The organism is Brevibacterium zhoupengii (assembly GCF_021117425.1).
Lineage (GTDB): Bacteria > Actinomycetota > Actinomycetes > Actinomycetales > Brevibacteriaceae > Brevibacterium > Brevibacterium zhoupengii.
Genome location: NZ_CP088298.1, coordinates 1,815,304 through 1,834,500, shown reverse-complemented (window position 1 = coordinate 1,834,500; position 19,197 = coordinate 1,815,304). Strand labels below are relative to the sequence as shown.

The 19,197-nt window shown below is 63.4% G+C and carries 14 protein-coding genes; 5 read left to right on the top strand and 9 right to left on the bottom strand.

Translation table 11 applies throughout. From position 1 onward, the window contains the following. Nucleotides 1-82 precede the first annotated feature (82 nt). Genes LQ788_RS08260 through LQ788_RS08250 form a run of 3 tightly spaced genes read left to right on the top strand, consistent with a single transcriptional unit; the run spans nt 83 to nt 2,250 of the window. Nucleotides 83-817: a hypothetical protein gene (locus LQ788_RS08260; protein ID WP_231446629.1), complete on the top strand. Its 735-nt coding sequence runs from the start codon at nt 83-85 to the stop codon at nt 815-817. Beyond that, nucleotides 805-1,575 (top strand): CoA transferase subunit A, encoded by a 771-nt coding sequence (locus LQ788_RS08255; RefSeq protein ID WP_231446628.1) that lies wholly within the window; start codon nt 805-807, stop codon nt 1,573-1,575. Before LQ788_RS08260 ends, LQ788_RS08255 begins: the two co-directional genes overlap by 13 nt. A gap of 9 nt (nt 1,576-1,584) precedes the next feature. Next, a complete protein-coding gene (locus LQ788_RS08250) occupies nt 1,585-2,250 on the top strand; it encodes a CoA transferase subunit B (RefSeq protein WP_231446626.1) in 666 nt (221 codons plus the stop codon). 463 nt (nt 2,251-2,713) lie between these two features. Here the strand turns inward: LQ788_RS08250 and manA are convergent, their stop codons facing one another. The 9 genes from manA to LQ788_RS08205 form a co-directional block, all read right to left on the bottom strand. After that, nucleotides 2,714-4,027 (bottom strand): mannose-6-phosphate isomerase, class I, encoded by a 1,314-nt coding sequence (manA, locus tag LQ788_RS08245; RefSeq protein WP_231446624.1) that lies wholly within the window; start codon nt 4,025-4,027, stop codon nt 2,714-2,716. Between the two features lie 351 nt (nt 4,028-4,378). After that, nucleotides 4,379-7,255, bottom strand: coding sequence for an NlpC/P60 family protein (locus LQ788_RS08240; protein WP_231446622.1), 2,877 nt, complete (start codon nt 7,253-7,255; stop codon nt 4,379-4,381). A 262-nt stretch (nt 7,256-7,517) separates the two neighbouring features. Continuing rightward, on the bottom strand, nt 7,518-9,047 hold the full coding sequence (locus LQ788_RS08235) for an LCP family protein (protein WP_231446621.1): 1,530 nt from the start codon (nt 9,045-9,047) through the stop codon (nt 7,518-7,520). Nucleotides 9,048-9,365: 318 nt separating this feature from the next. After that, nucleotides 9,366-10,514, bottom strand: a complete 1,149-nt coding sequence (locus LQ788_RS08230) for an acyl-CoA dehydrogenase family protein (protein WP_275901799.1) — start codon at nt 10,512-10,514, stop codon at nt 9,366-9,368. Nucleotides 10,515-10,551: 37 nt separating this feature from the next. Further along, a complete protein-coding gene (gene purE, locus LQ788_RS08225; protein WP_231446617.1) occupies nt 10,552-11,106 on the bottom strand; it encodes a 5-(carboxyamino)imidazole ribonucleotide mutase in 555 nt (184 codons plus the stop codon). 1 nt (nt 11,107) lies between these two features. Continuing rightward, a complete protein-coding gene (locus LQ788_RS08220; protein WP_231446615.1) occupies nt 11,108-12,349 on the bottom strand; it encodes a 5-(carboxyamino)imidazole ribonucleotide synthase in 1,242 nt (413 codons plus the stop codon). Between the two features lie 88 nt (nt 12,350-12,437). Continuing rightward, nucleotides 12,438-13,718, bottom strand: coding sequence for a methyltransferase (locus LQ788_RS08215; RefSeq protein ID WP_231446613.1), 1,281 nt, complete (start codon nt 13,716-13,718; stop codon nt 12,438-12,440). 64 nt (nt 13,719-13,782) lie between these two features. Further along, a complete protein-coding gene (locus LQ788_RS08210; protein ID WP_231446611.1) occupies nt 13,783-14,946 on the bottom strand; it encodes an alkaline phosphatase family protein in 1,164 nt (387 codons plus the stop codon). After that, nucleotides 14,946-15,533 (bottom strand): DUF5998 family protein, encoded by a 588-nt coding sequence (locus LQ788_RS08205; RefSeq protein WP_231446610.1) that lies wholly within the window; start codon nt 15,531-15,533, stop codon nt 14,946-14,948. Before LQ788_RS08205 ends, LQ788_RS08210 begins: the two co-directional genes overlap by 1 nt. A gap of 122 nt (nt 15,534-15,655) precedes the next feature. Here LQ788_RS08205 and LQ788_RS08200 point away from each other — a divergent pair, with 122 nt between their 5' ends. Further along, nucleotides 15,656-18,328 (top strand): bifunctional acetate--CoA ligase family protein/GNAT family N-acetyltransferase, encoded by a 2,673-nt coding sequence (locus LQ788_RS08200; protein WP_231446608.1) that lies wholly within the window; start codon nt 15,656-15,658, stop codon nt 18,326-18,328. A 239-nt stretch (nt 18,329-18,567) separates the two neighbouring features. Then, nucleotides 18,568-19,122: a TetR/AcrR family transcriptional regulator gene (locus LQ788_RS08195; protein ID WP_231446606.1), complete on the top strand. Its 555-nt coding sequence runs from the start codon at nt 18,568-18,570 to the stop codon at nt 19,120-19,122. Nucleotides 19,123-19,197 lie beyond the last annotated feature (75 nt).

The window sequence follows — 19,197 nt, the reverse complement described above, 5'->3', positions numbered from 1 at the left end:
ACAACCATCACAAGTCTGACAACAACCAAGCCTCCGACGTATATCCTGCCTCTGACGCATATCGAGAAAGTAGGTCTGCCTCGTGGATCTTTCCATCATCAGCCGCACCGGCGGACCCGTCCTGTTCTGGCGCGGGCCCGACTACGACCAACTCGACCTCACCGGTCCCGTCGTGGCCAACTGGGTGAACAAGGGAGTGGGACTCTTCGGAGACTATGGTCTCGGCCCCGACTTCACGCTCTTCGTGCCGATGCCTGCGGGACTGCACTGGCGCGAACTCGTCGCCATCCTCAGCGTCCTCCTTGCCGACGGTCGAGTCGTCCTGGGAGCTGGGGCACAGGAGCCACATTCAGACGGTTCCACTGCTGCGAGGGATATACCCATCGCGCTCGACGGCGACTTCCACGCACTGGTGCCGCTGGGCCATGAGGACGACGAGCGCCTGGCCGCGGCCGAAGAGGTCTTCGTCTACAACCCGCCCGCGTTGGCTCTGAGCACACCGGTCGATGAGGACTTCATCGACGTGAACTCGGCGATCCGCGCTTATCCGGACGTCACACCTCGGCGGCTGCAGTCCACCGGATCGCTCATGGTCGGTGATGAGGAGATTCCGTGGGCCGAGCCGACCGACGGCTCCGGTTCCGGAATCCTGATGGCGAACTCGACCCCACAGCCACACGAGTGGGCTGCGTTCCTGGACCACGTCCTGCGCGGGGGTGAGTCTGTGTTGGCCAACGGCATGGACGAGGCTCGCATTGCGGACCTGGCGAGCAGCCTCGGCGAGGTCCGTGGCAGACTGGGCTCATGGACAAAGTAGTTGATACGCCCGCCGAGGCGGTAGCCGATATTGCAGATGGATCATCGATCGCCGTGGGCGGTTTCGGTGTCGTCGGCGTCCCAGAGTTCCTGATCCGCGCGATCAAGGAACAGGGAGCCAAGGACCTCGAAGTGATCTCAAACAACGCCGGAGTCGACGGGCGGGGCCTGGGCCTGCTGCTCGCCGACCACCGTCTCCGACGCATCATCGCCTCCTATGTCGGTGAGAACAAGGAATTCGCACGCCAGTACCTCTCCGGCGAGCTCGAGGTCGAACTGACCCCGCAGGGAACCTTGGCAGAGAAGATGCGTGCCGGCGGCGCCGGAATCCCCGCCTTCTACACGATCACCGGAGCCGGCACCCAGGTCGCAGACGGCGGCATGCCGTGGAAGTACGACTCTGAGGGCAACGTGGTCAAGGAATCACCGGCCAAGGACACCCGCGTCTTCGACACCTTCGGCGAAGAGAAGGAATACGTCCTCGAGGAGTCACTGGCACCCGACTACGCGCTCGTCCGCGCGGCCGTCGGAGACCGCCACGGCAACCTCGTCTTCCACTCCTCGGCCCGGAATTTCAATCCCCCAGCTGCCCAGTCGGCTCGGATCACCATCGCTGAGGTCGAGAAGCTCGTCGAACCGGGCGAGATCGATCCCGATGACGTTCACGTACCCGGCATCTTCGTCCACCGTGTCGTCGAACTGACCCCGGAGCAGGTGGCCGACAAGCCCATCGAAAAACGTACCGTTCGCGAAGCCTGAGGAGCCGATATGTCATTGACAAGAAACCAGATGGCGGCCCGTGCGGCCCAAGAGCTCGAAGACGGCAGCTACGTCAACTTGGGCATCGGAATGCCGACACTCGTGCCCAACTACCTGCCCGAGGGAGTTGACCTCGTCCTCCAGTCGGAGAACGGCCTGCTCGGCGTGGGCCCCTACCCGACCGAGGACGAGATCGATCCCGACCTCATCAACGCCGGCAAGGAGATCGTCACAATGGCCCCCGGCGCCTCGTACTTCGATTCCGCAGCCAGCTTCGGCATGATCCGCGGAGGCAAGGTCAATGCCGCGATCCTCGGCGCCATGCAGGTCGCGACGAACGGCGACATCGCGAACTGGATGATCCCCGGCAAGATGGTCAAGGGCATGGGCGGTGCCATGGACCTCGTCCACGGTGCGCAGCGCGTCATCGTCATCATGGACCATGTCGCCAAGGACGGTTCGCACAAGCTGCTGAAGAGCTGCGAACTGCCCCTGACCGGCAAGGGCGTCGTCAGCCGTGTCATTACCGACATCGCAGTCCTCGATGTCAGCGGAGATTCCTTCACCCTCATCGAACTGGCTCCCGGAGTCACCGCCGATGAGGTCAAGGACAAGACCGGCGCCGAGGTGGTCGTTCCCGACAACGTCACCACCATCTCCGTCGACGCCGCCTGAGGCACTCACCGTCGGGGAGCAGGCACCGCGGCGTTATCGCTCGGTGACCAGCTTTCCGGCAGTTCGACAAGAGGCCGTCCTGAACCGATTCCTTCCGAGGAATTCGGCCCAGGACGGCCTCTTTCGTGTACTACTCTTTCGTGTACGAGGAGCGCTGTGCAGTGAGAGCACAAAGGAGCGCTTCGAAGGATTGTGAAGGCGATCAGCCCAGTGGCGATCCGACTCAGCATGCACCGCAAGTCACTCAGCACCCCGTTAGTCGCACAACACCCTGTTAGTCGCCGAGCACCCTGTTAGTCGCACAACACCCTGTTAGTCGCCGAGCACCCTGTTAGCACCACAGACAACAGCAGGTTCTGCACCACCTACGCTCCGTGCCAAACGGCACCTCAGCAAAGGGGCGATGAGCAGCTCACGGTGCGTGGTACCAAAACGCAGCCGGCTCACACCAGCTGCGGACGGTTCAGGCGAAGGGCAGCGAGGTATCGAGACCGGTGGTGGCCACAAACAGGTCTCCATGCCCATCAGCAGTCACTGTGGGCTCATTCGCCGCGATGAAAACGCTCTGCCCACGTGTCAGTGTCACCGTCGACCCCAGCGACGTCAGAGTAATGCTTCCCGAGGTGCACAGTGCAATGCTGGCGCCACGGCGTTCGACCTGAGTCAGTCGGGGGCACCGCAGAGACTGAAGTGCGAAGTCCTCAGTCGCTCCGAACAGGATTCCATCATGGTCGGGTTCGACCATGCGAGGCTTGGCGGAGGTGAACTTTGCGACCTTGCCCAGCTCGGGGATGTCGATGTGCTTGTTCGTCAGTCCCCCGCGCAGGACGTTGTCGCTGGAGGCCATGACCTCGATTCCGGTCCCGCCGAGGTAGGCGTGCAGTACGCCGGATTCCATCGCCAGGGCCTCGCCCGGCTGCAGATGCACACGGTTGAGCATGAGTGCCACCAGCACACCGGGATCGGACGGGTAGTCGGCCACAAGTTCCTGGAAGGTCTCTGCGGGATCGACGGCCGTGCCCGAACGGCTGATATGGCTCTCGGGAAGTTCCGCCAGGTCCTGCCCGGCGACCTCGTCGACAAATCCTGCAGACCGCGAGTCACCGAGGACGAGTTCGACAGCCTTGGCAAAGGCCTTCGCTTCGGTAACGGACTTCAGCGCCGAGAGCACATCACCGAGAAAGTCCAGTGAGGTCGGCGACAGGGACAGCGACAGCAGGCGTTCGAAGGTGGAGCGCACAGCCTTGCGGGAGCGGAAACCGGTCAGCGCGTGGAACTCGGTCAGTGCGTAGATGAGTTCCGGCTTGGCCGAGGGATCCTTGTAGTTGCGCGTCGAAGCATCGAGGTCTGGGCCCTCGGACTCCTCGCGGGCGAAGCCGATGGCCGCCTGCTCGGGATTCGGGTGAACCTGAATGGAGAGAGCCCTCTGGGCGGAGAGAACCTTGAGCAGGAAGGGCAGACGCGGACCGAACACCTGCACAGAGTCGTGGCCCAGCAGCCCGTCAGGGTCACCGGCAAGGTATTCGATGAGGTTGGGTCCGACCGTGCTGCTGCCCGTCTTCACATCCACAGATGACGAAGAGCCCTGCTGCGCAGACCGTTGGGTCGAACTCTGCTGCTCGAACTGTCCGATGTCCAACCGGGAAGGGCTGAGGGGATGAGCTCCGAGCCAGAGCTCGGCGCAGGGAGTGCCGTCGGGCGCGGTACCCAGAATTGCCGGGATCGCGTCCGTGCTGCCCCACGCGAAATTCTTGACCGTATTGTGCAATCGACGCACTGTCTTGGTCCCCTTCGGCTGGAATCATCGGATCAACACACACATGCCGTGTGTGTTTCTCAACGTTAGCGCGTTCACCTCGACTAATCATCGATTTCAAGACTGGCTTCACTGACTGTTCAGGCCAGTCCATCTGCAATTCACCGGGTGTTACCAGGGCAAATGCAAAAGCAGGAGGGGTTGGCCTCATAAGTTCGGATGGTCGACCGCAGTGTCAGCCTCTGGAGATCCGGAGCCGGCTGTGCGTCGACTCGGAGACGAAATGCCTCGTGGCCGGACCCTTTCGGAACCGGCCACGAGGCAGGGCACTTCTCTTCGCAGTCTCGCCCGCTGGAGGCGATGCTGCTGTCATCAGCCGACGACGCGGATGACCTTCGCTCCACGATCAAGCATCCAGCTGTAGCTGCGCTTCGTCGTGTTCGTCCGGGTCGAGCCGGCGTCGTACATCTGACCCTTGGTCTCGGAGATGATTCCGATGTGACCCGGGATCCAGATCAGGTCGCCTGCCTTCGCCTGGCTGGCTGGAATGACCGTACCGGCATTGCGCTGCTGGCTGGTGGTGCGCGGCAGCTTGATGCCGTGCTTGCCATAGACGTACTGGGTGTAGCCCGAGCAGTCCCAGCCCTTCGTCGGCGAGGTGCCGCCCCAGACGTACTTCACACCGAGGTGAGCTTTCGCCTCCTTGATGATGGAGTCACGCTGAGCCTGGATCTTCTCTGCCTTGGACGGCTCGTCTTTCTTGTCGTCCTTGGACTTGTCCTCGTCCTTGGGCTTGTCAGACTTCGACTTGTCATCGTCCTTCGAATCGTCCTTGGACTTATCGTCGTCCTTGGGCTCTTCGGTCTTCGACTTGTCGTCGTCCGATTTATCATCCTTGGACTTGTCGTCCTTGGAACCCTTGTCGTCACCCTTGGCGTCTTTGTCGTCTGTAGAACCTTCCCCGGAGTCTGCAGCCGAACCGCCATCTGTGGCGCTGTCCCCCGGTGGTGCCGACGTATCGGCACCACCGGAAGCATTGGCGTCAGCGGAGTCACCAGGACTGTTGTTGTCGACGACACCACCTTCGATCGTTCCTGTGGGCGAGAACTCTGTGGTTCCGTAGCCCTCGGCCCAGACGAGTCGAGCGCCTTCGAAGAGCTGCTCGCCTCGCCCGTCCTTGTAGACCGGGTCAGACTCGGGGTAACCGAGGTGACCCTTGACGGTCCCCTTGTCACCCCAATATTTCAGGAGTGTGCCGGTGGTGTAGTGAGCACCGGTGTCCTTCGACCAGTAGATCTTGCCCTTCTGGAACGACTGTGCCGATCCCCCGTCCTTCAGGCCGCCCTTCTCTTGCGAGGTGGGCAGGCCCAACTGGGTGACGACGTCACCCTTGTACGAGTTCTTGATCGCTCCGGTCAGGTGGTACGCACCGGTCTTCTTGGACCAGTAGACGTTGCCCTTCTCGTAAGCCTGGGCACGTGCACCGTCAACGCCCTTGACATCATGTTCCTTGCCAGTGGCCTTGCCGAGTTCCTTCTTGTGGTCGGCAGCGTACTTCTCGATCGCGGTCTTGGGCTTCGGCGTTTCCTTCTTGCCGTCGTCCTTCTTACCGTCATCTTTGTTCTTGCTGTCGTCCTTGCTGTCGTCCTTCTTGTCATCGGACGGCAGATCGCCGGAGTTCATGATGTCGGTGACCGTTGAGCGGATTTCGCCCATCTTGGAGTAGAAGGCGTCACCGGGGCAGCTGGTGTTCGCGAGGTCGCGGTGTGCGACGACGGTCGACTTGCTCGGCTTGACACCATCGAGCGAGAGCTTCCAGGCGATCGCCGAGGCGACAGCGTCCCGGGTTTTCTTCGGCGGAGCCGACTTGTCGTAGGAGCCGAGCACCGAGATACCGAAGGTTCCGGTGTTGTGTCCGGCGACGTGGGCACCGACAACGGCCTTCTTGATGTCGCCGCCGCGAGCCTGCCAAAGACGACCGTACTTATCGGCGATGACGTTGTATCCGATGTCGCTCCAGCCGCGACCCGACTGGTGGTAGGACTGGATACCGCGCAGGACCGATGGGACGTCTTCAGCCGAGTAGCTGTTGGAGCCGGCTGTGTGGTGGACGACTGCCTGCTTGACGCTGCTGGCGTAGTCTGGGCTGCCCTTGTAGGCCTTGGCACCCCAAGAGCTGCGCGAGCCGATCTTCGGCTTCGGCACCTTGGCGGACTTGGCCACGGTGCTCACGGATGACGATCCGGGCACGTAGTTTTGGTTGGTGACCTCGGCCTGGCCTGAAGCGGCAGCGGTCTCGGTGCTCGCAGCAGCATTCGTGTCGGGAGTCGACTCGGCGTTGTCTGCTGCGCTGTCGGATGAGGTCGAGTTCTGTGGCTCGATCTCGACGGGATCGTTTTCGGCCACAGCAGCAGCATCATTGGGATTCTGCTTCGGGTCGACGAGGACGAGCTCGGCGTCGCTGGGAGCCTTGTCGCCGAGGATGCGCATCTGCACACCCGAGGCGCGGTTGACGGTGAACGGCTCGGAGCCTTCGTTCTTCGCCTGTTCCTTCTGCTCCTCGTCCAGTGACTGCCAGTTGCCCCATTCGGAGCCGCTCTTGACGCGGACCTGGATGCGGATGTTGGACTTCGACTGCGAGAAGGTGAAGCCGATGAGGCTCGGGTTGTTCGTCGGCACGTCGAGGACGTCGGAGATCAGCGCGATGTTGACGCCGTCCTCGGTCTTCTGACGCACTGAACCCGAGATGTCGTCGCTGTCCTTCGAGTCCTCGGATGATTCGGAGTCCTCAGACTTCGCGTCCTCTGACGCACCGTCCTTCTTCTCCGACTCCTCGGCCGGTGCCGACGGCTCAGCCGCCGGGGCGGAGTCTTGGGCACCTTCAGATCCGTTGCCGCCCTCTGGGGAAGACAGGCTTGCAGAAACCGGATTGACCGACCCCGTGGATGCAGTGGCCGAAGCACCCGCACTCACGTTGACGATGTCTGGCACATTCGTCGAAGCGACAGCAGTCTGCGACTTGAAGATGTTCGGCAGGTTGCTCGTTGCGCTCTGGTTGGCGGCGGTGGCAGTGGAATCACTGGAATCGCGGGCGCCGGGGACGTTGAGTCCGTCTTCGCTCACGCTCAGCGCCTTCTGGGTCACTTCTGGCTCTGTCGATGCCGCGAAGGCAGTCGGTGCCGTGACCGCTAAGGTGCCGACGAGTGCGACCGAAGCGCAGCCCGCGACTGTGGGCAATAAGTATTTCATCGTTACAGCCTTTTCGAGGAAGTCAGGGAAGTTCAGGCCCTGGAATCATCTCACCGTTGGCAGGACGGTGGGTAATCCCAACATCTCAAAATTGTTACACATATACGGCGTGTCAGACTAGCCAAATAACAAAATAAGCGAATTACACGGGTGTGGTTCCCAGTGTTTGCACGGGACACACCGAGAGAAACTTTTTCCGGGAATCTGCCGCAGATTCCCGCTGAGGACAGAATCACAGCGCTCCGGGAACGTGATGTCTGCCTCAGGGCACGTAGCAGATTTCTCTCTCCGCGCTCTCTTTGTCCTCGTCAGAGCCACCTTCGGCACTGCCCTGCGCACTGATCTGCGTGTTGGTTCCGCCGACGGTCCCAGCCGTCGAAAGACTTGCGTTGACCCCGGCAACGGCTCCGGCAGAGCCGCCGGGTGCCGTCTGAGCGCCCTTGTCCTTCTCAGCGTCTTTGGACGACTCTTCAATGGTGTCCGCAACCAAGGTCCGGGCGGCGTCGAAATCAGGATCAGATGGTGTCACGTTGGGCGGAGTGAGGTCAAGCGACTCGATCTTCTGCGACTTCACCTTCAGCGCCAGGTCCACGAAGTCGTCGACCTCGGAGGAGGGAATGTCCGTGGCCAGGGCACCTGGAGTGGCCTTGGCGATCTCCTGGTATCGGGTGAGCACCGTGGCGGGGTCAAGCTGCTTGACCATCGCGGTCTGGACACAGCGCTGCCGGATCATGCGCTCGTAGTCGCTGGAGAACTCACGCGAACGGGCGAACCACAAGGCGTGGTACCCGTCGAGCTTCTGCTTGCCCGGTTCGATCCAGCCCTTGACCGGACCGTGTTCGCCGGTGGTCGGATCGACCTTTGATGAGATCGGCACACGCTTGCCGGAGACGAGGGTGATGCCGCCCAGAGAGTCGATGAGGTTCTCGAATCCCTTGAGGTTGACCATGGCGAAGTACTGGACTTCGAGTCCGGTGATCGCCGAGGCGGCATCCATCGTGGCCTGCTCGCCGGCCCGTTTCGGATTCTCGAACTCGTCCTTGTGCTGCTCGCCCTGCTGGAAGACGGCGTTGAGCAGGCATTCGTCCCCGCAGTTGTACCCCTGCGGGTAGTACTTGTGCAGCGGTGAGTCCTTGGGGAACGGCACGTTCTCCATATTGCGCGGCAGTCCGACGATGACGGTCTTGCCCGTCTTCGCATCGATGGAGACAAGGGACAGCGAATCCGGGCGGATGCCGGTGCGCCCCTTGCCCGCGTCAGAACCGAGCAGAAGGATGTTGTAGCGTCCGTCGACGGGCTTCGCCGCCTTGCCCGAGGAGAAGAGGTCGGACATCAGCCCACGCTGGGAGTCCAGCAGCGTCGTGCCCCAGGCCAAGGGGCCCACCACGATGAGCACGAGAGCACAGAATGCGGCGAGGAAGCGTTTGCGGGCTCTTGCCGAGAGCGTGACCAGCTTGATCCGGCGCAGCGTGTCGAAGAGGCACACGATCCAATTGATCGCGATGACCGGAAGCCAGATGATGAGGAACGTCAGCAGGATCGGGTTCGTGCCGAGCGTGAACAGGAACTTTTTGTCGATGATGATCACCACGAGCGCGATGATCGCGAGAATCCAACTGATCGCGGTGATCGACAGTGAGACCTTTGCCCAGCGGCGAGACCGGAACAGCAGCTGCACTCCCCCCGGGATGAGCACGGTGATCAGGAGAAGAATCCACGCCCGCACATCACGCGTCGGCTGTGAGGCATACGACGGGTGATGGATGGGGTCGACGTATCTCGTTTCGGCCACTGACCTACCTTTGCTTCGTGCTCGTTGCTGTGATGGCCACGCGCGCGGGTCCGAAGCCCGCGGCGACGCAGTCCACTGTGCCAAACCTTCTGGAGAGTCCACTGTGTTCATCCATTGTGGCGCGTGAGAACCCGGGATTCCGGCACATTTCACCTGCGCATGTCGCGTGGTGACAGGTGGACTTGGTCACACGGACTCCCTCGCAGACCTGCTCCGTCCACCCCTGCACACCCCCGGATGCAGAGGAAGGCCACCGCCTGCTGGCAGTGGCCTTCCTCCTCGAAGTCCGGATTCTTCCCCGCCGAGGCGGGTGTGGCATCAGGCGGTGAGCTTGCGTCCCATCACCATGCGCTGAATCTGATTCGTGCCTTCGTAGATCTGTGTGATCTTCGCATCGCGCATCATCCGCTCGACCGGGTGGTCGACGACGTAGCCGGCCCCGCCGAGCAGCTGCACGGCGTCGGTCGTGATCTCCATGGCCGCATCCGAGGCGAAGGCCTTCGCCGCCGCACCGAAGTACGTGAGGTCCTCGTCCATACGCTGGCTCTTGGCTGCCGCGGTGTAGGTGAGCTGGCGGGCGGCTTCGAGCTTCATGCCCATATCGGCGAGCATGAACTGAATGGCCTGGTTCTCGGCGATGTTCTTGCCGAACTGCTGGCGTTCCTTGACGTAGCCGATCGCGTAGTCGAGTGCACCCTGTGCGATGCCCACGGCCTGTGCGGCAATCGTCACGCGAGTGTGGTCGAGTGTCCGCAGGGCGATCTTCAGCCCCTCGCCGGGATCACCGATGATGCGGTCACCGGGGAGACGGACATTGTCGAAGAGGAGCTCACGTGTCGGTGAGCCCTTGATGCCGAGCTTGCGCTCCTTCTCGCCGAAGGTGAATCCTTCATCGGATTTCTCCACGACGAAGGCGGAGATGTTGCGACCGCGCGCACCCTCGGGGTCGGTCACAGCCATGACCGTGTAGTACTCGGAGACACCGGCGTTCGTGATCCAGGTCTTCACGCCGTTGAGGATCCAGTCATCGCCCTCGGCGACGGCACGAGTCTTCATCGAGGCCGTGTCGGACCCTGCTTCACGCTCGGAGAGACCATAGGAGAATCCGGCCTCGCCGCGGGCGACCTGCGGGAAGTACTTCGCCTTGATCTCTTCGCTGCCCCCGAGCTGGACGGGCATGCTGCCGAGCTTGTTCACGGCCGGAATGAGCGAGGACGAGGCGCAGCCACGCGCGACCTCTTCGATGATGATGGCCACGGCCAGTGCATCGGCACCCATGCCGCCGTGCTCTTCGGGAATGTGTGCGGCAAAGAAGTCGGTCTCAACCAGTGCGTCGTGGGCTTCCTGCGGATAGCGGGAATCGGCGTCGACCTCGGCGGCAAAGGGGGTGATCTTCTTCTCGACGACGTTGCGCACGGCGGCGCGAATCTCTTCGTGTTCTTCGCTGGGCTGGTAGAGGTCGAACATCATTCTCCTATTACTGATCGATCGTTAAGTACTCCTATTATCGCCGCAGTGCCTGCCCTTTGTCGAGAGCGACCTGCCGCAGCGACGTCCGGTGCTCATCGAGACGGTGCCGGATCTGCGCCGCGGTGTCGGTGTCGCCGGCGCCGAGGATGCGGGCCGCCAGGAGGCCCGCGTTCTTCGCCCCGCCGATCGAGACGGTGGCCACTGGGACTCCACCGGGCATCTGCACGATGGACAGCAGCGAGTCCATTCCGTCGAGGTACTTCAGTGGGACCGGCACACCGATGACCGGCAGTGAGGTCATTGAGGCGATCATTCCGGGCAGGTGTGCCGCTCCCCCGGCGCCGGCGATGATGACGCGCAGGCCGCGGTCGGCCGCGGTCTTGGCCCATTCGACCATGTCTTCGGGCATGCGGTGAGCGGAGACAACCTCGGCGGTGGAGTCGATGCCCAGGTCGTCGAGCGCCTCTGCTGCGGCCTTCATCGTCGGCCAGTCCGAGTCTGAGCCCATGACGATTCCGACTACGGCGGGCCCGGAGTTCGCCGGTCCCCTCGCCGAGGCGACCCCTGAGTTCCCATCATCTGTCGACATATCAGTCCCTTTCGTCGCGGGTGGCACCGCTGCTGTCGGCGTCGTCGGTCGACGGTTCGGCGTTGGCGTCGAGGTCGGTCGGAGCCGGCATCTGCGGGTGCGGATCGACGTCGACGCCGGCGATGAAGTCCGCCGCATGGCGGGCACGAGCGAGCACGAGAGCGGCATCGCGCCCGTAGGCGTTGACGTGGCCGACCTTGCGCCCCGGACGCACACCCTTGCCGTAGAGGTGGACCTTGATCGCGGGGTCATGGGCCATCACATGGAGATAGGGATGGTAGAGGTCCTCGTGGTTTGCGCCGAGGATGTTGACCATCACGGACACGTCCTCTCGGGCCGCGGGGCTGCCCAGAGGCAGGTCGAGGACCGCGCGCAGGTGCTGTTCGAACTGGCTTGTCACGGCCCCGTCTTGGGTCCAGTGTCCGGTGTTGTGGGGACGCATGGCGAATTCGTTGATGAGGAATCCGTCCGCGGTCTCGAAGAGCTCCATGGCCATCACGCCGGTGACGTCGAGGGCCCCGGCCACCTTGAGGATCGCCTCGGTGATCTCCTTGGACTTCTCGGGTGCCAGTCCCGGTGCCGGTGCGACTGCCTCTTTGCACACCCCGTCCTGCTGCCAGGTCTCCACGACGGGCCATACCGCGGTCTGGCCCATCGGAGAGCGTCCGACCATCACGGCGAGTTCGCGGGTGAAGTCGACCTTCTCTTCGGCCAGCAGCTGCCCGACCTCCTCCAGCCAGGTCGCAGCCTCGTCAAGGGTGTCGATGACGCGCACGCCCTTGCCGTCATAGCCGCCGCGAGGTGTTTTGAGGATGAAGGGGTACCCGACCCGGTCGGCGAAGGCTTCGATGTCCCCACGGGAGGTGATCTCTGCCCAGGCAGGGTTCGGCAGTCCGAGTTCGTCCATGCGCCGACGCATGAGGATCTTGTCCTGAGCGAAGATGAGGGCCTGCGGTCCCGGACGGATCGCATGACCCGCCTCGGCGAGGGCCTGGAGATGTTCCGGAGGAACATGCTCATGGTCGAAGGTCACCACGTCCACGGTCTCAGCGAAGGCTTTGAGGGTCGCGAAGTCTGTATAGTCCCCGACACTCACCTCACTGATGACCTGGGTGGCCGGGGCGTCCGCGGTCTCAGCGAGAACTGAGAAGCGGATGCCGAGGGCTTCTGCGGCAGGGGCAAGCATACGTGCCAATTGGCCGCCGCCAATGACACCAACACGAGGAAAAGTCACGTTCGCCATCCTATCGTCCGCCGCGGACATGGCACGCGCACGTTCATCATGTGAGTCTCACCGTCAGGAGGAGTGCTCGACTTCGGGCAGCTTGTCCTCAGGTGGCCAGGCGCAGACGCCACAGCGAGGTGACTTCGGCGCCGCGGGCCCTGTGGAGTTCGTCGGTGGTGTCCGAGGCTCGGGGGTGGCGCGGGGTCGTATCGTGTCGATCGTGGACGCTCAGGCCCGCAGCGGTGATGCGCTCGAGCAGCGCTTCTCGGCTTCTCAGACCCAGACGTTCGGCCAGATCGGACAGAATCAGCCAGCCCTCGCCCGCCGGGTTCAGGTGCACGGCCAAATCGTCGATGAAGCGGTGGAGCACATAGGATCCCGCGTCGTAGATGCCGGCTTCGAGGGCAGAGGTCGGACGGGCAGGCAGCCACGGCGGGTTGCACACGATGAGATCGGCCCGAGCTGACGGGAAGAGGTCGGCTTCGACCACCTCGGCGGCCGAAGCCAGACCCAGTCGCTCCAGATTCTCTTCGGCACAGGCCACCGCACGTGGATTGATGTCCGTGGCCACGACCCGTTCGACTCCGCGGCGCAGCAGTACTGCGGCGAGCACGCCGGTGCCCGTGCCGAGGTCGAAGGCCGTCTGCGGTGCTGCTGACTCTGGTGTGGACGAAGCATCAGAGGCTGGTTCAGTCTCGGGAAAGGGTGTTTGGGCGACCAGGTCGACGTATTCGCCGCGGATCGGGGAGAACACACCGTAGCGCGGGTGGATGTCGGCACCGAGTGCGGGAATGGACACGCCCTTGAGCTGCCATTGGTAGGCGCTGAGCACCCCGTTCAACTCGGTCAGCGAAACGCACATGGGCCCTGTCGACGGGCCGTAGGCGGCCTCACAGGCCAGGCTGACATCGGGGGCGCGACGCAGGTCGAGCACGTAGTCCTCGTCGAGTTCGATGATGAGGGCACCGAGAAGACGGGCTCGGTCGGCGATGTAGCGACGCTGCGCCTCGAAGGCTCCCACTGCACTGAGGTCGCCGTCAGTCCCTGCTGGTCCGTGATTGCCGGCCGCTCCGCGCGTGCCAGTTGCTCCACGCGTGCCAGTTGCTCCGCGCGTGCCGTCACGTCGGCTGCCGCCACCTCGCTGACCGCCGCCGCGGCGTTCACTGTGGCGTTTGAAGCGGCGGTCCATCGCCTGCAGCAGCTGACGCCCGTTGTGATAGTCGCCGCGCCACAGCAGCCCGGTCCCCGAGCGTGCCAGTCGGTAGGCGGCATCGGCGGTGATGTCGTCGCTGACGACCGTGACCTGCGCCGGGGCTGGGGACTGGTTCTCCGAATGCCAGCTCGCCGATCGTCGGGCACCGTCCTCGGTCCACTCAAACGGGGTCAACGCGGCCTCCTGAGGCATCTGGTCATCGGCGAATCGCGGCGCATCTGGTCCTCGGTCACCCGGCTCACACCACGAGCAGGGGAATCTGCAGCTCGCGTTCGGTCGTCGAACCGTGGTGTCCGATGAGCGCGATTGCGGAGGCGGATTCGTTGTCCGAATCGACGATGGCGAATTCGTCGCGGCAGATGATCATGAAGTCCCCGATGCGCTGCCGGAACCGCGGGTCGACGGGACCGAAATAGCCTCGCCGGATGGCCTCGTCGCGGCTGAGGATGAGTGCCCGGTCCCCCACTGTCTCGGTCCAGGTCGAGTAGACATCGGCCGCGGCACCGTCCTCGGCATAGAGATGGATTGCCCGCGGTTCGCCGCCGACATGCCTGACGCCCGAACGCAGCGCTGGGACATCGGCCAGGTCGAGGCGCAGAGTGTGGTCGATGTCGACCATTCCGTGGTCAGCAGTGACGACCATCGTCGAATCCGCCGGGAGGCCGTTAGCCAGCTGGGACAGAGCCAGGTCGACGTGTTCGAGTTCCTCGGTCCACTGCGAGGAGTTGGAACCGTGGACGTGTCCGGTCTTGTCGAGGTTGCCCCAGTAGAGATAGACGAGCCGACGGCCGGGAGCCTTCGCCTCTTCGATGGCCTGAGCGCAGCGCTCTTCAAGCGTCTTCGAGGCACGGAACCGTCCTCCGCGCAGGGAGGCCCGGTTGAGGCCGCGTCCGGCGAACTTCGCCTCCCCGAGGCTGACCACATCGACATCGGCGTCTGTGAGGCGTTCGAACAGGGTCGCATCGGGCACCCAGGAGACAGGGTCGACATCGAGGTCCCAGGTCAGCTGGTTGAACACAGCATCCTTGGCCGGGTCGAGGACGCGATACCCGACGACGCCGTGGCCACCGGGCAGACGTCCCGTGGCCAGCGAAGACAGGGAGTTCGCGGTCGTCGAGGGAAACCCGGTGGACAGGGTGCGCCGCGAGGACGCTAAGGAACGGAAGAAGGGGGTGTAGCCGCTGTACTGGCGCAGCTGGCTCTCCCCCATACCGTCGATGAGGACGACGATCGTCGTCCGCGACTCACGGTCAAGGCCCAGGGACCGGGCCCGAGTCCGTGCCGTGTCGTCGAAGATCTCACCCGCGCCGAGGCTGAGCGCCGCAGCCGGGACCACGTCGGAGAGGATGGGCCCGGAATAGTCGGGCGGCCCCGTCAGGGATGAGGTTGTCGCATCTGGCATCAGCGGCGGGACCGGAGCCTGGCGTGGAAGACCGCGGCGCGCAGCTTTCCGGCGAATTCCGCTATCCGGTCGACGGCGGGCTGGCCCTCGGCTTCGGCGGAGACGCGCAGCATGACGTCTTCAGAGAAGATGGATCCGCCGTAGCCGTGGTCGGCTGTGCAGTCCGGGTCCCCACAGGTCTCGGGGAAGGCCTCGACCCGTCGGGAGGCGCCCCAGGACATCGTCAATGACACCTCGACGGGCTTGTCACCGGGGATGTAGGCTGCCGGGTCGGCAAACGTCCGGCCGACCATGACAGTGCCCAGACGCGAGAGTTCGATATCCTCGCTGCTCGTCACGGCACGCGGTTTGGAGCCGGGCGCGACGTTGGGATCGTCGTCGACGTGCGCGAGCAGCAGTCGCGTCTCGGTGAGCACGAACGCGGTGACGTGACGGTGAATGGATTCGATGTCGACATGCGTGTCGATGTGGACGAAGTGCGCGAGAACCGGTTCGTCGAACAGAGAATCAGCCAGAATCCCCTGTGTGAGCTGTGGGTAGTATCCGGCCGACTGCAGATCGTGGACGAGAACTTCGGGTAAAGCCATGATCACCATTGTGCCGTACTCGCCCGACTCTTCCCACTTCGCACCGTTCCTTCGGCTCCTGTTCGGTGACCTTGCAGTTCATGTACGGTCGGGGACTCTCGCCGTCCGCTTATGCTGGGAGCATGGAAAACTATCCTGCCGAGTGGGAAGCAGATGTCGTCCTCCGCGATGGCGGCACCGCTCATCTGCGTCCCATCGTCCCTGCCGATGCCGATGCGCTGTCGAGGATGCACGAGGCTCAGTCGCCGGAGTCCGTCTACCTGCGCTTCTTCGCCCCGCTGCCGCGCCTGCCCAAACGTGATCTCGAACGTTTCGTCAACGTCGACCATCGGGATCGGGTGGCGATGGTCATGCTAGTCGGGTCCGACATCATCGGAGTCGGTCGCTTCGACAAGATCTCCGAGACCTCCGCCGAGGTGGCCTTCAACATCGCCGACGCCCACCAGGGTCGCGGCATCGGCTCGATCCTCCTCGAACATCTCGCCGCTGCTGCCCGGGATCTGGGGCTCCGCAGGTTCACCGCCGAGGTGCTGCCTCAGAACCGATCGATGCTGCAGGTCTTCCAGGCCGCCGGCTACGAGGTCTCGCGCGGATTCGACGACGGCGTCGTGGCCGTGAACTTCGACATCGACCCGACGGCACGATCCATCGAGGTCCAGGCCTCTCGGGAGCACCGTGCCGAGGCCCTGAGCGTGCGTACGGTCCTCCACCCCACCTCGGTGGTGGTCATCGGCGCCAGCCGCAAACGCAACTCCACCGGTCATCTCCTCATCCGCAACATCACCTCGGCGAAGTTCACCGGTGACTTGTGGGTCGTGCATCCGGAAGCAGACCAGATCGCCGGAGTCCAGGCGTACCCGAGCTTGGGTGATCTGCCCGGCAAGGCAGACCTCGCCGTGATCGCCGTCCCCGCGGAATCGGCCACCGAGGTCGTCCAGGAGTGCGCGGCTCATGGAGTCAAGGCGGTCCTCGTCATCTCCTCCGGCTTCGCCGAGACCGGTGAAGCCGGGGCAGAGCTGCAGCGCCAGATGGTCTCCACCGCCCGCGCCTACGGAATGCGCGTGGTCGGCCCGAACTCCTTCGGCCTCGTCAACGAAGCCGAGGACATCTCGCTCAACACATCCCTGGCACCGTTCCTCCCGGCGTCGGGCACGCTGGGCCTGTTCAGTCAGTCGGGCGCACTGGGCACCGCACTGCTGGCAGCGGCGAAGAAGCGCGGCCTGGGCATCTCCACGTTCGTCTCTGCAGGCAATCGCGCGGACCTCTCCGGCAACGATGTTCTCCAGTACTGGGAGGAGGATCCGGCGACGAAGACTGTCGGCCTCTACCTCGAGTCCATCGGCAACCCACGCAAGTTCGCTCGCATCGCCCGCCGGGTCTCGCGCGTCAAGCCCGTCATCGTCATCAAATCCGACCTCACCGGACGTGAACTGCCACCGGGCCACATCGTGCGCACCTCGTCCTTGGCACCGCACACCCTCGACCAGGTGCTCGGGCAGGCCGGGGTGATCAGGGCCGATACGATTCACCAGCTCTTCGACTTAGCCCAGGTGTTCTCAACTCAGACGCTGCCGGCAGGCAGGCGCCTCGGCGTCATCGGCAACTCGGCGGCGATGGCCACCCTCGTCGTCCAACGCGCCCGCGCCGAGGGAATGCACGTCGAGGCCGATCCGGTGTCGCTGCACCCGGAAGTCGAGGCCGAGACGTTCCGAGACGAACTCGAGGCGATGTATGCCCGCAAGGACATCGATTCCGTCGTCGTCACCTTCACTCCCTCCGCCGGTGCGGAAGAAGCTGAGATCGCAGCTCACCTCGCCGAGGCGGCTGCCCGTTCACAGAAGACGACCGTGGCCTGCTTCCTCGGCATCCAAGGCGTTCAGGATGAGCTGACCACCCATCTCAGCGACGGCGAGGGTAATCGGAACTCGCACACGGTGCCCAGCTATGTGGGCCCCGAGGACGCCGTCTGGTCCCTGGCCCGAGCCACCGACTATGCGCGCTGGCGAGGTGCCGATCACGGCCGCTTCCTCGAAGTCGAGGACCTCGATGACAAGGGCGTGCGCACGATCATCGAATCCGCGCTCTCCGATGCGGCGCCGGGCAAACCCGTTCGGCTCGACCGGGACCAGGCAAGTGCTCTGCTCTCCTGCTATGGAGTCGAAGTGCTCCCCCACATCACGGCCGCCTCGGTGGACGAGGCTTTGGCCGCCGCCGAGGAGATCGGCTATCCGGTTGCGCTCAAGGCAGTGTCGAACACCCTGCGCCATCGGATGGAACTCGGTGGTGTGCGGCTCAACATCGACTCTCCCGAAGAGCTGCGCGAGGACTTCCAAGCGATCCAGGAGACCATCAGCTCCCTTCTCGACGAAGCGGAGCCGTTGGTCGACGTACAGGCCATGGCACCACCGGGAGTGCCCTGCGTCATCCGCGCCGGCGAGGACCGTCTGCTCGGCCCCTTGCTGTCATTCTCCCTGGCCGGGGACACGACCGAGCTGCTCGGCGATGTCGAACATCGTGTGGCGCCGCTGACGGACAAGGATGCCGAAGACATGATCCGGTCGGTCAAATCCTCGCCGAGGCTGTTCGGCTATCGGGGTCTGCCGCCGGTGAACATCGACCCGCTCAAAGACGTGCTCGAGCGTCTTTCGGTGCTCGTCGAGAGGCATCCGCAGATCCTCGAGCTCGAAATTCACCCAATGGTCGCCACCGTGACCGGCGGACATCTGCTCAGCGTGAGAATCGACCTGCTCACCGACTCCACTCGCATCGATTCGACACGGAGGCTGTTGAGCTGACACGCCAGGGGAATGCAGATATGCCCCATTTAGTGGGAACCGACTGGCAGTTTGGCGAGTCTTATACCAATTCTTCTCTATTGCAGGTAGTGTCTGTATCCGTTCGACACGAAACGTTATAAATTCGTGTTTTAGTGTGTGGCCAAACATTGGCCATAGTCTGTGGCCAGTCACTGGCCATCCACCATCCAAAAGGCACCCGTACTGCGGGTGCCTCACGAGAGTGAGGCCAGAAAGAAATGATTTCACGAAGAGACGTCGTCACCGACTCCGCCATCGCTGTAGTCGCCGAACAGGGAGTTCGTGGACTCACCCACCGGGCAGTCGATGCCCTTGCCGAGCTGCCGGTCGGGTCCACATCGAATGTCTACCGCACCCGCGACGCCCTGATCACAGGAATCATGGAACGCATCGGAGACCTCAACTCGCAGCAGCTCGATCGTCTGCCGGACATGTTCCGCGACAGCGGAAAGCCCGCGCAGGAGATCGCCGTCGATTTCTGCATGAACTGGCTGACCACAGACCGGAACCGCTTCTACACGATGATCATGCTCAGCCTCGACCCCGCCCTTCCGAACGAGGCCTTAGCCGCGAAGCAGAAGAACACCGCGAAGATCGACGAGTTCGTTATGCGACTGGCCAAGGTCGATGCTGAGATGGCTCGCACGATGAACAGCTCCGTGATGGGAATGATGATCACCGAACTGATAGCTGGCACAGCCGATCGCTCCCACGTCGAATCGTACATGGGGCAGTTCCTGTCGTGGGTAGGCGACAAAACACAGCAGGCCTGAACTCTCTGAGCTGGTCCGCACACTCTTCTGGCACAGTCCTGAGTACACCTGAGACAGTTCCGAAGCTGCCTCAAT